Source organism: Candidatus Rhodobacter oscarellae (assembly GCF_001078595.1).
Lineage (GTDB): Bacteria > Pseudomonadota > Alphaproteobacteria > Rhodobacterales > Rhodobacteraceae > Rhodobacter_B > Rhodobacter_B oscarellae.
The window spans coordinates 366335-381413 of record NZ_LFTY01000002.1 but is presented as its reverse complement, the minus strand read 5'-3'; the positions used below and the strand labels follow the sequence as shown (position 1 = coordinate 381413).

At 62.5% G+C, this 15079-nt stretch carries 12 protein-coding genes and 1 pseudogene; 8 read left to right on the top strand and 5 right to left on the bottom strand.

Translation table 11 applies throughout. The annotated features are described in order from the left end of the window. Positions 1 to 185 precede the first annotated feature (185 nt). From AIOL_RS06905 to AIOL_RS06895, 3 genes are all read right to left on the bottom strand, one after another. Positions 186 to 1448, bottom strand: a complete 1263-nt coding sequence (locus AIOL_RS06905; protein ID WP_235438918.1) for a helix-turn-helix domain-containing protein — start codon at positions 1446 to 1448, stop codon at positions 186 to 188. An 83-nt stretch (positions 1449 to 1531) separates the two neighbouring features. Continuing rightward, on the bottom strand, positions 1532 to 2755 hold the full coding sequence (gene hemA, locus AIOL_RS06900; protein ID WP_049642313.1) for a 5-aminolevulinate synthase: 1224 nt from the start codon (positions 2753 to 2755) through the stop codon (positions 1532 to 1534). Positions 2756 to 2907: 152 nt separating this feature from the next. Continuing rightward, positions 2908 to 3552 (bottom strand): hypothetical protein, encoded by a 645-nt coding sequence (locus AIOL_RS06895; protein WP_152912410.1) that lies wholly within the window; start codon positions 3550 to 3552, stop codon positions 2908 to 2910. Positions 3553 to 3807: 255 nt separating this feature from the next. Between AIOL_RS06895 and AIOL_RS06890 the strand changes: the two genes are divergently transcribed. Next, complete coding sequence (locus tag AIOL_RS06890; protein ID WP_049642311.1) at positions 3808 to 5199, top strand: M20/M25/M40 family metallo-hydrolase; 1392 nt, start codon at positions 3808 to 3810, stop codon at positions 5197 to 5199. Here the strand turns inward: AIOL_RS06890 and AIOL_RS06885 are convergent. Next, positions 5196 to 7493 carry a Hint domain-containing protein gene (locus AIOL_RS06885; RefSeq protein WP_049642310.1) on the bottom strand — a complete coding sequence of 766 codons (2298 nt, stop codon included), beginning with the start codon at positions 7491 to 7493 and terminating at the stop codon, positions 5196 to 5198. The genes AIOL_RS06890 and AIOL_RS06885 overlap by 4 nt on opposite strands. Positions 7494 to 7658: 165 nt before the next feature. Here AIOL_RS06885 and AIOL_RS25830 point away from each other — a divergent pair. The 7 genes and pseudogenes from AIOL_RS25830 to AIOL_RS06850 form a co-directional block, all read left to right on the top strand. Continuing rightward, positions 7659 to 7825: pseudogene (locus tag AIOL_RS25830) on the top strand (cobaltochelatase subunit CobS); the annotation flags it as partial. A 153-nt stretch (positions 7826 to 7978) separates the two neighbouring features. Further along, positions 7979 to 9001 (top strand): hypothetical protein, encoded by a 1023-nt coding sequence (locus tag AIOL_RS06875; protein ID WP_049642308.1) that lies wholly within the window; start codon positions 7979 to 7981, stop codon positions 8999 to 9001. Between the two features lie 104 nt (positions 9002 to 9105). Next, positions 9106 to 10089: a cobaltochelatase subunit CobS gene (gene cobS / locus AIOL_RS06870; protein ID WP_049642307.1), complete on the top strand. Its 984-nt coding sequence runs from the start codon at positions 9106 to 9108 to the stop codon at positions 10087 to 10089. Between the two features lie 56 nt (positions 10090 to 10145). After that, positions 10146 to 11072: a ketopantoate reductase family protein gene (locus AIOL_RS06865; RefSeq protein ID WP_049642306.1), complete on the top strand. Its 927-nt coding sequence runs from the start codon at positions 10146 to 10148 to the stop codon at positions 11070 to 11072. Positions 11073 to 11190: 118 nt separating this feature from the next. Beyond that, positions 11191 to 11583 carry a hypothetical protein gene (locus tag AIOL_RS06860; RefSeq protein ID WP_049642305.1) on the top strand — a complete coding sequence of 131 codons (393 nt, stop codon included), beginning with the start codon at positions 11191 to 11193 and terminating at the stop codon, positions 11581 to 11583. Between the two features lie 370 nt (positions 11584 to 11953). Beyond that, positions 11954 to 12244 carry a hypothetical protein gene (locus AIOL_RS24890; RefSeq protein WP_152912409.1) on the top strand — a complete coding sequence of 97 codons (291 nt, stop codon included), beginning with the start codon at positions 11954 to 11956 and terminating at the stop codon, positions 12242 to 12244. A gap of 242 nt (positions 12245 to 12486) precedes the next feature. Then, positions 12487 to 12939, top strand: a complete 453-nt coding sequence (locus tag AIOL_RS06850; RefSeq protein WP_049642304.1) for a MucR family transcriptional regulator — start codon at positions 12487 to 12489, stop codon at positions 12937 to 12939. A 206-nt stretch (positions 12940 to 13145) separates the two neighbouring features. On the opposite strand, the gene recQ is transcribed toward AIOL_RS06850, so the two are convergent. After that, on the bottom strand, positions 13146 to 14981 hold the full coding sequence (gene recQ, locus AIOL_RS06845; RefSeq protein WP_049642303.1) for a DNA helicase RecQ: 1836 nt from the start codon (positions 14979 to 14981) through the stop codon (positions 13146 to 13148). Between the last annotated feature and the right edge of the window lie 98 nt (positions 14982 to 15079).

Genomic DNA, 15079 nt, shown 5'->3' with positions numbered 1-15079 from the left:
CATCATCGCGCCAAGCTCCGCTGAGAGTCGTATGCATGTCCCAGCAATATTCCAAGATAAAAGCTAACAAACGGTAATTGATTGGCCAAAGCTTTCTGCCGCGTTCCGCTTGAAAACCTGATTCAGATTCTTTGCGATCCGCTCCAGTATTGCGCATGCGCCAAAAAAGACTGCGTCAAAAGTCGCTACTGCGCGTCCCGCTGCCGCACCGCATCCTGAATAATCGCATCCAGATCTATGTCTTCCAGGTCAGACGTGACCCCGTAGACCGATTTCAAGTCATTGGCAGAAAGCGCGATATTCTTACCAACCGTCGCGCCCTTGCCCGCCGGTCCGTAGGGCTGGCCATCAACCAGGAAGTAGATCGCCCCCGCATACCCCGTGCGCAAAAGCGGGGTGACCTCAGTCTTTGGAAGCGTCCAGGTCTCGTTGGCGTCCATTATGCGCTCAAAGAGCGTTGTGCCATCGGCCGCCGAGACGCGCACCCAGGCGGGGTTCGAGGCGTACATAACAACCTCTGGGATGTCCTTCTCGGTCACTTGCACCGCCGGAGCCTCGGGCAGGTCCACGCCCAGCGCCTCGGCCAGCGCAATCGACACCGGATCCGCCGAAAGCGGCGCCACATCCGTGGGCGTGCTGTCCGGCACCTCCACAAGGGTGGCGATTTTGGTCGGGTCCAAGCTGGCGATCGGCGCATCACGCGCGGTCATAACCGGCACGTCCAAGGCCTGCGGGCGGTAAAGGCGGTCAAGCCCTTCGGTCGGGGACGGGCTGGACAGGAGGGTGCCCGCGGTGTCCACCGCGAGCTCAGGCGAGGCGGTAAGCGGGTCGATCTCGGCGGTCACACCCGGCGCTTGGTCCACCGGCGCGAATTGCACGCGCTGGACCTCCTGCAGCACGGTCCAGCCACCATAGCCGATCACTCCGATCAGCGCGACCAGAACCGCCGCCGATCCCAGGGCACCGGGCTCGATCCGGCTAAAGATGCTCTCGGCGCGCGGCACAAACGGCGTATTCGGCTGCTCGAACGGGTCGCGGCCCAAACCGGTGGAGCGCGAAGCCTCTATCTTTGCGGTCCGCGGCCCCGAGGCAGCAGGCGCCAAGCCATGCGCCACAGTAAAGTTGCCCTCTTCGCAGAACTTGGAGAAGGCCCATTCCGGGTCCAGGCCAAGATAGCGCGCGTAGGACCGCACATAGCCCGCGATGAAGCCGGGGGTCTCGAATGCGGAAGGATCAGAATTCTCAATCGCGGCGATATAGCTCGCCTTGATCTTCAACTCGCGCTGCACGTCTAAGAGCGACTTGCCCAGGGTGGCGCGCTCGCCGCGCATGATATCGCCAAGACGCAGGTCAAAATCGTCGAACCCTTTGGGTTCGTCGATCTCTGGGTTTTCAGGGGGTGCATTGCGCCGCCCGATCATGCCCTTTGCCCCGCGTTCTCTTTTCATCCCCTCGAGCGCCGATTCGCGCTTTGGCGACTCTCTTACGCTTAAGTTAGCATAGGTCCAGAGCTATTGCACCTGTGGACAAATTATCCGGTGAGGTCTTGGCGGTTTAACGCGCAGTGGGACCAGAGCGTGTCCAATGCGGCAACAAGTCGGTCCATCTCATCCGGTCCGTGGACCGGAGATGGTGTGAACCGAAGCCTTTCGGTACCTCGCGGCACCGTGGGGAAGTTGATTGGCTGCACATAGATGCCATGCTCTTCCAACAGCATGTCGCTCATCAGCTTGGTATGCACCGGATCGCCCACCATCACCGGCACGATATGGGTGCCGTGGTCGATCAGCGGCAAGCCGAGCCCCTTTAGGCGGAATTTCAAGATCTTGGCCTGGGTCTGGTGCTGATCGCGCAGCTCCTGGTGGGTCTTGAGATGCGCGACCGAGGCCGCAGCACCCGCAGCAACAGCCGGCGGCAGCGATGTGGTAAAGATAAAGCCAGGCGCGTAGGACCTTATGGCGTCACACATCTTCGCGCTCGCGGCGATGTAGCCCCCCATCACGCCATAGGCTTTGGCGAGGGTCCCGTTGATGATGTCGATCCGGTCGAGCAGCCCATCACGCTCGGCCACGCCGGCGCCGCGCGGGCCGTACATGCCGACCGCGTGCACCTCGTCAAGATAGGTGAGCGCGCCGAATTCCTCGGCCAGGTCGCAGATCTCGGCCATGGGGCTGATGTCGCCATCCATGGAATAGACGCTCTCAAACGCGATCACCTTGGGCGTGGCGGGGTCGTCGGCCTGCAAAAGCTCACGCAGATGCGCGACGTCGTTGTGCCGGAATATCCGCTTTGCCCCGCCATTGCGGCGCACGCCCTCGATCATCGAGGCATGGTTCAGCGCGTCGGAGTATATGATCAGATTTGGAAACAATCGCGGCAATGTCGAAAGTGTCGCATCATTCGCGACATAGGCCGAGGTGAACAGCAGCGCCGCCTCTTTTTGGTGCAGATCGGCAAGCTCGGCCTCCAAGCGGTTGTGATACACCGTGGTCCCCGAGATGTTGCGGGTGCCGCCAGAGCCCGCACCGGTGGCGTCTATCGCCTCGTGCATCGCGGCCAGAACGACCGGGTGCTGCCCCATGCCCAGGTAATCGTTGCCGCACCAGACGGTAACCGGGCGCTCCGATCCGTCCGGGTGGCGCCAGATCGCATGCGGAAAGGCGCCCTTCTGGCGCTCGATATCGATGAACGTGCGATAGCGGCCTTCGTCGTGCAGTCGCTGGATCGCCTGATCGAGCTGCTGGCTATAAGTCATCACGTCCCCCAGAACTAAAAAGGCGTATCCTACATAACTACCCGCGCAAGTTTCTTAAAATGCTTAATGCAAGATGATACAATTTGACGCCGCTTGCGGCAACCTGCACGCGACCGCGCAGGCAGCATTTAGGGTCATAGGTACGGAATCGCCTACTCGTCGGCGATGACGACCACGCAGTCGCGCGGCTGTTCCTGCTCGATTAGGCCGTTGCAAGCGCCAAGGGCCTCGTCCGCGGCGGTCGCGCCCTCTGCCAGGCCAAACGCCTGAGACGAAGGCGAAATGGCAAAGGCCTTTGGCGCGTCGGCGCCGCGATAGAGCTTGAAATTGGCCGTGGCGGCAAAAGACATCGTCAAATCGCGCTCCGAGAAGCGCTTGGGCAGGATGCGCGCCGCGATCACGCATTCCTTTTGCTCGCCGCGCACCTGCGCGTTGCACGCCTCGAGCGACGCGGCATCCGCCGCGCCCGGGCTGTGATATCCCGTCGCGAACTGGAACGGCACCTCTTCAGGGGTCAGCAGCAGCGCGCCAATATCGCCCTCAAAAATCGACGGGGACACGGTGATCGCGCCGTAATAGCGCGCCAGGGTGCCAAATTCTTGGCGCGAGTCCCGCCCCTCGACCAGGATCTTAAAGAAGCCTTGCTGTTGCTCGGTCAGGCCGCTGTCCTCGACATACTCAACCGAGAACCCTTTCGGTTTGAACAGCTGCTTGCGCGCGGTGCGCTCATCCACCGGCTCGGCGGTGGTCGCGGTTGCCAGTGACGCGATCGACAGGGCGAGCAGGGTCTTCTTCATGAAAGTCTCCATGCGTTTGATCTCGACCGTTTATTCTAGTTGCCGGGCAATTGGAATCAATCTTTGTGATGGCCTTTCAGTAGCCCGCAGCAAGGTCGGTGCGGTCACAGATGACCGCGCGCCCGGCACCCAACAAAGGCACGGTCGGGCCTGGACCAATAAAGTGCTCCCGTGCGTCGTTTCTGGTGGCCCGCGCCTATGGACACTGCGCCCGCGACTGTTAGCTTCGCCCGTGACAAACACGGAGCGCAGAACATGAGCAACCTCAACGCCGTCCTTTCCCGCATTGATGCGGAGCTTGATCCCGCCTTGGATCGACTGATGGACCTTCTGCGGATCCCTTCGATCTCGACGGACCCGGCGTTCAAGGGCGATTGCCAGCGCGCGGCGGATTGGGTCGTGGCGCAGCTGCAGTCTTTGGGCGTCGACGCCGAGGCCCGCCCCACCCCCGGCCATCCGATGGTGGTGGGCCATATCGACGGCCCCGCTGACAACCCGAACTGCCCGCATCTGATGTTCTATGGGCATTACGACGTGCAGCCGGTGGACCCGCTCGATCTTTGGGACAAGCCGCCCTTCGAGCCAGAGCTCCAGGACACGCCCAAGGGGCGGGTGATCCGCGGGCGCGGCTCGTCCGACGACAAGGGCCAGTTTATGACCTTCATCGAGGCCTGCCGCGCTTGGAAGGCCGTGCATGGCGCGCTGCCCTGCAAGCTGACATTCTTTCTGGAGGGCGAGGAAGAGAGCGGCTCGCCCTCGCTGGTGCCCTTCTTGAAGGAGAACACCGCCGAGTTCAGCACGCCTGACCTGGCGTTGATCTGCGACACCGGGCTTTTCGGCCATGACACGCCGGCGATCACCACCATGTTGCGCGGGCTCCTGGGCGAGGAGATCACGATCACCGGGCCCAACAAGGACCTGCATTCGGGCATGTATGGCGGGATCGCGATGAACCCGGCCCGGGTGCTGGCGCGCATCATCGCCAGCCTGCATGACGAGACGGGCCGCATCACGGTGCCGGGCTTTTATGACGGCGTGCCCGAGCTCAGCGCGGAGCTGCGCAACCAGTGGCAATCGCTGGGCTTTGACCCGGCGGAGTTCCTGGGCGAGGTCGGTCTGTCAGAGCCTGCGGGCGAGCAGGGCCGCTCGGGGCTCGAGATGATCTGGTCGCGCCCCACCTGCGAGGTCAATGGCATGTGGTCGGGCTACACGGGCGACGGCTTCAAGACGGTGCTGCCAAGCGAGGCCTCCGCCAAGATCAGCTTTCGCCTGGTGGGCACGCAGGACCCGCTGGCGATCCGCGAGAGCTTCCGCGCGATGGTGCGCGAGATGCTGCCGCCGGATTGCGAGGTCGCGTTCAAGCCGCATGGCGCCTCGCCGGCGGGCCATATGAGCACCGCGAACCCGATGTTCGAGAAGGCCCGCGTCGCGCTCAGCGACGAGTGGCCCAATGCGGCTGCTTTCGTAGGCTGTGGCGGCTCGATCCCCATCGCGGGCTACTTCCAGTCCATCCTAGAGGTGGACTCGATGCTGATCGGCTTTGGCCGCGACGACGACCAATTGCACAGCCCGAACGAGAAATACGACGTAGAGTGTTTCCACAAGGGCATGCGCAGCTGGGCGCGGGTGCTGGCCGCGGTCGCCTAGGGCGCGTTAAGGGCGCCCAGGGGAGGCTCAAGGTTCATGCGGGTTAGGCCTTGGCCAAGCCGTGCACGGAATTGGGCCCGGCCCCGGGCGCGCAAATTGACCAAGCACTTGACCTCCTGCGCGCGCAGATAGGGGCGCGCCGTGGGGCCGTAGATGTCCCCGACCGGCTTTGACCCGATGCCGGGCAGAATGCGCTCCAGCGTCGCGATCTGATCCAGGCCGAACAGGCACAGCGATTCCGGGCCGGGATAAAAGCTCTCTGTCGCCGCGCCATTGGCGAAGATCACCGCATGCTGCGGCAAGAGCACGTGGTTGTAGCGCACTGCGCGCTTACCCTTGGCGCGGCGTACCGCGCCGGGCACTTGCATCAGGTCCTTGGCCCGCGCGAACCCCTCGCCCAAGAGCCCCTGATCGGGGCCCACCAGCATGCCATGCAGGGGCGACACCAGAAGTGGGCTGTGGTTGCCCAGCGCGCCCTTGCCGATCAGGATCGGGCGGTGCTTTGGGTGCTGGCGCAGCGTCTCGGCGTCATAGCTGCGCTGGCCGATCCAGCGCACCGGCTGCTCGCCGTGATCCAGGGTGCGCACCATGTCGCCGGGCCGCAGCTCCTGCACCGGCACTTCGCCCTTGCGGGTCGCAATCAGCGTGTCATCGCAGAAACAGGGGATGCCCGCGGCGAAGAGCTCCTGCGCCTCATCGATCTGCGCCGGGGCGACGCCCTCCAGCAGAACGGTCTCGCCATTCGGGAAGGTCAGCAGGGCGTTGCCGAACCCATCATCGGACACGGTGACATCCCAGGCGTTGACGGGGTTGCCGTCCGCATCCGTCAGGGCAGAGACATCAATCTGGTCGTTAAAGAACCCGTCGCTGTCGTCATCGCCCAGGTCGAAGTCAGAGATCGTGTCCGCGCCGGTGCCGCTCTGAAAGGTATAGACGTCCTCCCCCGCGCCGCCGGTCAGCAGGTCGTCCCCCTGCCCCGCCGTTATGCTATCGTCGCCCGCCCCCCCGTCGATGTTCAGCCCCGCCGTGTCGGCCGAGCCGTCGACCGTGTCGGCGTTATCGCCCAGCACCAGGTTCTCGATCTCGCTGAAGGTGGTGACATTGCCGTTATTGGTCCCGGTCCCCGCCTCGTCCCCGCTATAAGTGACGTCGATCCCAAGCCCGTTATTGTCAACGAATAGTAAGGTGTCGCCCGCGGTCTCGTCGGTCTCGCCGCCGACCACCAGGTCGTCCTGGTTATCGGTGTCGACTTGGATGTAATCGTCGCCGCCCTCGCCATAGAGCGCGTCCGCGCCGCCCTGGCCATGGAGGGAATCGTTGCCCGTGCCCCCGTATAGCGTGTCATTGCCCTGCTCGCCGATCAGGCTGTCATCGCCCGCATCGCCATAGATCAGGTCATTGTCGGCCCAGCCATTGATCGAGTCATTGTCGTCGCCGCCACGAAGCAGGTCGTCGCCGCTGCCGCCGGAGATCGAGTCATCGCCCGCACCGCCCTCCACGGTGTCGTCATGCCAGCCCGATTGCAGCGTGTCATTGCCGTCGCCGCCATCCAAAGAATCCAAGCCGCCGCCGCCGACCAGGCTGTCGGCGCCATCGTCGCCCAGCAGCGTATCGTTGCCAGACCCACCATCAAGCGTGTCGTTGCCGATCCCGCCATCCAAGGAGTCGTCGTCATTCTCGCCAAGCAGGGTGTCGTCGCCGCTGCCGCCGATCAGCGTGTCGTTGCCGTTCTCGCCGGTCAGGCTGTCATTGTCGGCGCCGCCATCGATGCTGTCATGCCCCGCATAGCCGTCGATCGTGTCGCTGCCCGCGCCGCCCAGCACCGTGTCGTCGCCGAACTCGGCCTGGATGCTGTCATCGCCCGCGCCGCCTTCGATGCTATCATTGCCCGCATAGCCATTGATCGTATCATTGCCATCCCCGCCCAGGACCGTATCCGCCCCGCCGCCGGAGTTGATAGAGTCATTCCCACCGCCGCCGTCGAAAAAGTCCGCACTGCCGGACGTGGCACCCTCAATGGTGTCGTCTCCCTCGCTGCCGATCACGCAGTCGAAGAGGTCAAGATCGGTGCTACCGCCGAAATTGGCATCCGCGCCGCCATCGCCAGGCTCGCCTACGATGAACGTCGTCGTACCATCCGAGATGGTAACGCGACCGGAACCATAATCCGCAAGAACACTGTAATTCGAGGGGAGCGCGCTAAAGTCTAACGTGTGCCCATTGGTGGTCTCACTGACGGATGACCAAAAGGCCGCGTCGTTCCAGTTCGACGTTGTAATCCAGTAGGTTGCCAACGTGCCGGCTCCTTCCCCTCAACCAAATCCGGCGGCTTGCACACGCAACGCCGCCGTATTCACCACTTAACGAGGCACATAATTGCGCGGGAACGGCGCAAAGCCTTGGCCTTTTTGTGGCGGAATTCGGGTTTCTTCTTAAAATTGGGGATAACCCCGCTTGCGCGGCGCGTGCCCGAGGTGGATCCGACCTATGAGTTCGACCCCGACATGACCAAGGCGATCCTTGCCAGCTTTTCCTATAACCGCCGCCCGATCACCCAGGGCTACCACGGCACCGGCAAGCCCAGACCGGCAAGACCAGCCGTATCGAGCAGGTCGCCGCGCCCTGCGGCGGGGCGCGGCAAATCGCGGTCAAATTGTGGGGCCGAATTTGCGCAAGACATTGCCCATAAGTTGTGACAAACAAACCCGACAGGTTTTGACCCCCAATAGGTTGCGGCATCGCTGAGGATCACCCAATAATCGACAGCCCCGCCGCGGCGTTGCGTTGGACCAGGCTGCTTTTGCAGTCGCTTTGGAACGCGTTTCAGGCCGTGCTGCCAAGCCCCTTGCCGAAAGCGCTGGCACCGATCCGGGAACCCGCCGACACCGTCGTTCTGGTTACGCTGGACGGCGTGCGCCCAAGAGAACTTCTGACCGGGGCGGATCCCGAACTCACTGCCGACCGCCGCCCCACCGCCATGCCCTTCCTGATGCAAGACCTGCTCCCGCGGGGCAGTTTCATCGGCAGCGACACGCGTCGTCCGGATTTTCGCATCGGCAGCCCCGTGGGGATTTCCATGTCGGGTTATCACTCGATCTTTGCCGGGCGGCTGACCCGCTGCACCGAGAACGAGGACCCACCGCCGCGCGGAACCACCCTTGCAACGAACATCCAGGACGCCTTCCCCGAGGACCCCGCGCCAGTGGCCGCCATGACCACGTGGGATCTGGTGGTGGACTGCCTCAAACTGGATCCCGCGCGCGCGGTGATCCTGCGCGGGCGCGCCGAAGCCGTCAGCCGCGCCCCGAACACCGCCGACGGCGCGACCGACGCGCCGATCTTTCACGCGGCCCTCCAGCAGTTGCAAGAGGACCCGCCAAGGCTGCTCTATGTCGGCTTTGACGAGACCGATGACGCCGGGCACCGCAACGATTACGCCCGATATCTGAGGGTGCTGGAGCGCTATGACGGCTATCTGCGCGCCTTCGAGGCAGAGATCGCCAAGCAGACAGCCCAAGGGCGCCGCATCACCCTAATCGTGGCCACGGATCACGGGCGCGGCTTTGGGCGCGAGTGGGTGCAGCATCGCTGGAACATCGACGGCACGGTGCGGGCGTGGCTCTTTGCGATGGGTCACGGGATCGCCGCGCGGGGCCATATCGCGCCAAGAAAGCCGCGCTCACACTACAACATCCGCCCGACGATCGCGCATCTGCTCGGCCTGCCGCCCAGCCGCAGCCCCTGGCATTCCGGCCCCTTAGAGGAACTTGTAGAAACGAACCCGCCACCACGGCCCCTTTAGCACAGCCTATGCGTTGACCTTGCCCGAGTTATCCGACATGAAGGCGTGCGGTCGGGCCGCAGTTTGGTGGCCCCAAATGAACCCCCAACGGTCAGAGAGCGAAGATGGCGGACGGAACGATGGAACTTGGCAAGCCCACCGAAGAGATCTCGGTTCGCGATGTGTTCGGGATCGAGAGCGACATGCATGTCAAAGGCTTCGCCGAGCCCACAAGCCGCGTGCCCGAGGTGGACCCGACCTATAAGTTCGACCCCGACACGACCAAGGCGATCCTGGCCAGCTTTTCCTATAACCGCCGCCTGATCATCCAGGGCTATCACGGCACCGGCAAGTCCAGCCATATCGAGCAGGTCGCCGCGCGGCTGAACTGGCCCTGCGTGCGGGTGAACCTCGACAGCCACATCTCGCGGATCGACCTGATCGGCAAGGACGCCATCAAGATCCGCGACGGCATGCAGGTCACCGAGTTCCACGAGGGCATCCTGCCCTGGGCGCTGCGCAACCCCACCGCCATCGTGTTCGACGAATACGACGCCGGCCGCGCGGATGTGATGTTCGTGATCCAGCGCGTGCTGGAGAGCGACGGCAAGCTGACGCTGCTCGACCAGAACGAGGTGATCACGCCGCACCCCTATTTCCGCCTCTTTGCGACAGCCAACACCGTGGGCCTGGGCGACACGACCGGGCTCTATCACGGGGTGCAGCAGATCAACCAAGCGCAGATGGACCGCTGGTCGCTGGTGGCCACGCTGAACTATCTCAGCCACGACGCCGAGACGCAGATCGTGCTGTCCAAGTCGCCGCATTACAACACCGAGCAGGGCCGCAAGGACATCGGCCAGATGGTGACCGTGGCCGACCTGACGCGCACCGCGTTCATGTCGGGCGAGCTGTCCACCGTGATGAGCCCGCGGACGGTGATCAACTGGGCCCAGAACGCCGAGATCTTCCGCGACATCGGCTATGCCTTCCGGGTGACCTTCCTGAACAAATGCGACGAGCTCGAGCGCGAGACAGTGGCCGAGTTCTACCAGCGCTGCTTTGACGAGGAACTGCCCGAAAGCGCAGCAAGCGTCAGCCTGGGCTAGGGCCTACCCAAAAAACCGAAATTATGAGACACTCCCTTTCACGGGAGTGTTTTTTTATGAAAATTGCGATTATGGGCGCCGGCGGGATCGGCGGGTATGTTGGCGGACGATTGGCAGAGGCGGGGCACGAGGTGCACCTGATCGCGCGCGGGGCGCATCTGGCGGCGCTGCGCTCTGATGGCCTCCGGGTAGAGACGCCCGACGGGCCGCTCTCTATCCCAGACATTCATGCCGCCGAGGACCCCGCCGAGATCGGTCCGGTGGATATCATCTACTTCGCAGTGAAGCTCGCCGATACCGATGCCGCCGCCGCGCGGCTTGCCCCTCTGCTGGGCCCTAACACGCGGGTCGTCACCGTGCAGAACGGTATCGATAGCAAGAACATCATCGCCGCCCATACCGGCGCGGAGCGGGTCAGCGCTGGCATCATCTACATGGCGGCCAACATCACCGCTCCGGGTGTTATTTCCTTCCTCGGAGGGGTCCAACGAATGGTGTTTGATGGGCAGGGCGGGAACGCCGTGCTCGCGGCATTCGCCGAGGCCTGCAACGCGACCGGGCATCTGCAGGCAGAGACCACGGAGACGCCCGACATGCTCGTTTGGCAGAAATTCGTGGGGCTCTCGTCGTTTTCTGCCTGGACCAGTGCCGCGCGCCTGCCGAGCGGCGCGTTGCGGACCCATCCCGAGGCGCGCGCCATGTTTCGCCAATTGCTTGAGGAGGCGCATGCCGTGGCCCTGGCCGTCGGGCACGACCTAAACCCGGGCGTGATCGATCACACGATCTCGCTCATCGACACCCAGCCCCCCACGATGAAGTCGTCGCTGCTTGTCGATATCGAGGCGGGCAAACCGAACGAGGCCGCTTGGCTTTCCGGGCGCGTGCACCAGTTGGGCCAGGAACTCGGCGTGCCGACGCCGGGCCATTCGGCGCTCTGGTCCATCCTGGCGCCTTGGGCGGACGGGCCGCCGGGCCCCGCCTAGCGCCCGCCGCGCTGCGGCACAAATTCTGCATGCGCAGCCGTGGCAGGACCACAACATCTAGACGTTCTTTTTATCTTGCCTAATAGATAGTTCATATTCCTGCGGTATCGTCCAATTTATGGGCAGTTTGAAAACCATACTCTGCGCAACTCTTCTCACAACCGGGCTTCTGGCGCCCCAGGCGCGCGCCGTGGACGGCGCGGACGCGCAGCTTCATGGGTTTGCGACCTGCGCCGGGCGGCTCTCGGCGCTGATGGAGCATCAGTGGATGTTCGACGGCGCGGCCTCCGAGGAGACAGAGCACAGCCGCGCGCTGGTGATCGACATCCTGGATGCGATGATGCCCGCCGACCGGGGGCGCGACGTGCTGAGCTGGCGGATCGAGGCGAAGGTCGCCCATTCCGCCCTGCTGACCCGCGCCAGCTTTGCGCAGGAGCCGCGCGACCGGATCTGGGCCGCGCGCACCGCGCTGCGCCTGACAGAGGACTGCCAGAGGTTCCTGCTGGGGTAAGTTGTGGCCTGCATTGGGCGTTGAACATCTTCCGCCCCAAACTTGATCCGGGGCCTCTGCCCCAATGATCCCTCACATAATACGCAAATAACCCCAAAAACCCTGTTTTCCTCAGAAACAGCATCTAGCTGAAAATGAAAATTACATCTCAAAGCGCAAGATACGCAATAAAACGCAACCAGAATGTTGGTCACCCCCCCCTGACCAAAGAGGCTTTGGCCCCGAGGCAAACCAGAGGAATCAATCATGTCGAATGTAGAAGGTGTCAGAGCCGTGAGGCCGGGACCGAAACGCCAGCGCGTAAGCACGGCGGCGGCATGTTCTTGGAGATCGCCCCGAGCGGCAGGAAAGTGCTCAACCAGACGGAACGATGGACCCTGCGATCCCGCCGGGTGGGAATATGTACATTGGCGCCCCGCGACCTGATCTGCTCCACCAGCGCCATCGCATCGCAGCCCCGGTCGGCAACGACATGCATTGTTCGGCTGAGGCTGTCGATCAGGGCCGGAGCAGCGGCTTTATACGAAGCCTGTCCCGCGCTCAGCGAGAGGCGTATATAGCTTTCTATCTTGCGAAAGGTTTTGAACACGTCGGCGAGACACACTTTCGCATTGATGATCTGGGCTACCTGAACAACGTCTATCGGTTTTCCCTGCTCTGAATAGACGCTGTGGGACTAACGGCAGCTTCGTCCGCGACCCGGTCTCTGACGGATCGGAAGTGCTGCACAATGCGCGAATGTCTGGTCTGATGAAGCCGCATTGCAGCGAGCCATGCATCGGTGAATGGCTCTTAAGGGCCGTTTGCCGAATTGGTTTTACAGCGACACCGATTAGCAATCAGAACGCTTCGAACTAACTGGTTGGACGCCACATCCGACCGCATCGAAAGTTAGGGAATCCCATGTCTAGCACTCTAGAGGTAGAGCGTGGGTCACACGCCATTGTTGGTCTGGCCGCTGAGATCGTCTCCGCATATTCGTCCCGGAACCAGATTGCGCAAGGTGGACTCGCGGACTTGATCCGATCCGTGCACGCCACGCTGAACGGGCTGTCCGGCGGCGCTCAGGGAACTCAGGAGACTGCGGATGACGTGCGCCCAAATCCTGCTGTTCGGATTGACGCATCGGTGACCCTTGATGCCATCATCTGTCTAGAGGACGGGAAGAGCTTCAAGACGCTTAAGCGCCACCTGCGTTCGGCCTACAACATGTCGCCCGAGGAGTATCTCGAGCGCTGGGGCCTGTCGCCGGACTACACCTTGGTTGCGCCTAACTACAGTGCCAAGCGGTCAGGCACGGCCAAGACAATCGGATTGGGGCACAAACCAGGCAAGAGAACCAAGAACAAGAAATGAGTGCTGACTCAAGGCGACCTGCTCAATTCATGGGTGCCGTCGAAGGTTTGAGTTGATCAAGCAACCGACATGCGGAGATGCGATGCTGCGTCGCCGCAGGACAGCTTTGGGCCAAATGTATGTTTCGCCCCAAAATGTAACCAATGTTGCGGCATTTGCGTCGAGGCATATTGAAACAAACCTAAAATCAAGACCCTAGATTCCATTCAATCGGTTTGGTCATGCAGAGCTTCGCAATGTTGCACGATCGCTTCCAGGAACGGTTTTCCGTAGCGCTCCAGCTTGGCCTCTCCAATGCCGCCGATTTCGAGCATTTTTGTCCGAGACGTTGGCTTGTGGAGCGCAAGCTCAACCAGAGTCTTGTCGTGGACAATGACGTATGCCGGTACGTTCTGCGACCGTGCCAGGTCACCGCGGGCAGAGCGAAGGGCCTCATAGAGCGCCTGATCGCCCGGCGCCGTCAGCACCGAGGCGGGTCTGGCGGGACCGCGCCCAGATCGCTTTGACGCCGCGGGTTTGACCGCGCGGCGCATCGACAGCACGGGCTTTTCCTTCAGAAACGCGCGCCCTTTTGCGGTGATCTGCAAGCCACCGTAGTTTTCCGCGTCCGGGGTCAGAAGATTTGAAGCCACGAGCTGGCGAAAGATATTCTGCCACTCCGCTTTGCTGAATTCCTTGCCAATCCCATAGGTAGAAATCTGCGCATGACCGAACTTCTCGATACGGTCATTGTCCGTGCCGAGCAGAACCTCAATCAGGTACGACACGCCAAAGCGCTGCCCCGTCCGATAGGCACAAGAGATCGCCTTTTGCGCGGCGATTGAGGCGTCAAACGTCTCGGGCGCCTGGTCACAGGTATCGCAATTGCCGCAAGGCTCGCAGCTGTCATCGAAGTAGTTCAGCAGGACCTGGCGGCGGCAGGTGGCTGTCTCGCAGAGCCCCAGAAGCGCCCCAAGTTTCTGGTGTTGGATACGCTTTTGCTCGACCGGCGCATCAGAGCCGTCAATCCATTGGCGCTGCATCGCGGCATCCGCCATGCCATAGACCATATAGGCGTTTGACGGCAGGCCATCCCGCCCGGCACGCCCGGTTTCCTGGTAGTAGGCTTCGATGTTCTTGGGGATGTTCATATGGACCACAAAGCGCACATCGGGCTTGTCGATCCCCATCCCGAAGGCAATCGTGGCGACGATGATCACGTTCTCGCCCTGCAGAAAATGGCGCTGGTTCTCGGCGCGCATCTCGGGTGGCAAGCCGGCATGGTAGGGGCGCGCATCGACGCCTTTCTCACGCAGCCATGCGGCCATCTCTTCGACCTTCGCCCGCGATAGACAGTAGATGATGCCGCTGTCCGTCGGGTGCTTGTCCTGGATGAACTTCCAGACCTGTTGTTGCGGCGATTGGCGCAGCGTGATCTTGTAATGGATGTTCGGGCGATCAAATCCGCTGACGAATGTCCGCCCCTGCGTTAGCCCGAGCCGTTCCACGATGTCTTTGCGCGTGGGCGCATCCGCGGTCGCCGTCAGCGCGATGCGGGGGACCTCGGGGAACCGCTCCGCAAGCAGGCTGAGGCCCGCATAGTCGGGGCGGAAGTCATGGCCCCATTGCGACACGCAATGGGCCTCATCAATGGCGAACAATCCCAGCTTGCATTGATCCAGAAAGCCCAGGAACTCGGGCATCAGCAACCGCTCGGGCGAGACATAGAGCATGTCCAACGCGCCGGCCCGGACCTGTTGCCGGGTCGCGGCGATCTCGGCGTTGCTCATGGAGGAATTGATCGCGGCGGCCTTAACGTTCATCTGCGCGAGCGCGGCGATCTGATCCTGCATCAGCGCGATCAAGGGCGAGACGATAATGGCAACGCCGGGCCGGCACATGGCAGGGATCTGATAACACAAGGACTTGCCACTGCCGGTGGGCATCAGAACGAAGGCATCTCCGCCCCCGATCACATGGTCGATGATCTCCGCCTGCGCGCCGCGGAACGCGTCGTAGCCATAGTGATCCTGCAGGATCGAGAGAGGGTCCGTCAGGGTCATTATGCGTCCCGGATTGCACGTGAAAGGCGGGCCAGACAATTGGGTGATCTCACTGCGCTCAAGCCAACCCAAACCGATCCCAACAGCGCCATAACGCG

What these genes read in the sequence shown, in the direction of transcription:
- AIOL_RS06860 (WP_049642305.1), top strand. Translation starts at nt 11,191, where the DNA reads ATGGGCAGTTTGAAAACCATACTCTGCGCAACTCTTCTCACAACCGGG.
- cobS (WP_049642307.1), top strand. Translation starts at nt 9,106, where the DNA reads ATGGCGGACGGAACGATGGAACTTGGCAAGCCCACCGAAGAGATCTCG.
- AIOL_RS06865 (WP_049642306.1), top strand. Translation starts at nt 10,146, where the DNA reads ATGAAAATTGCGATTATGGGCGCCGGCGGGATCGGCGGGTATGTTGGC.
- hemA (WP_049642313.1), bottom strand. Translation starts at nt 2,755, where the DNA reads ATGACTTATAGCCAGCAGCTCGATCAGGCGATCCAGCGACTGCACGAC.
- AIOL_RS24890 (WP_152912409.1), top strand. Translation starts at nt 11,954, where the DNA reads ATGGACCCTGCGATCCCGCCGGGTGGGAATATGTACATTGGCGCCCCG.
- AIOL_RS06905 (WP_235438918.1), bottom strand. Translation starts at nt 1,448, where the DNA reads ATGAAAAGAGAACGCGGGGCAAAGGGCATGATCGGGCGGCGCAATGCA.
- AIOL_RS06895 (WP_152912410.1), bottom strand. Translation starts at nt 3,552, where the DNA reads ATGAAGAAGACCCTGCTCGCCCTGTCGATCGCGTCACTGGCAACCGCG.
- AIOL_RS06890 (WP_049642311.1), top strand. Translation starts at nt 3,808, where the DNA reads ATGAGCAACCTCAACGCCGTCCTTTCCCGCATTGATGCGGAGCTTGAT.
- recQ (WP_049642303.1), bottom strand. Translation starts at nt 14,981, where the DNA reads ATGACCCTGACGGACCCTCTCTCGATCCTGCAGGATCACTATGGCTAC.
- AIOL_RS06850 (WP_049642304.1), top strand. Translation starts at nt 12,487, where the DNA reads ATGTCTAGCACTCTAGAGGTAGAGCGTGGGTCACACGCCATTGTTGGT.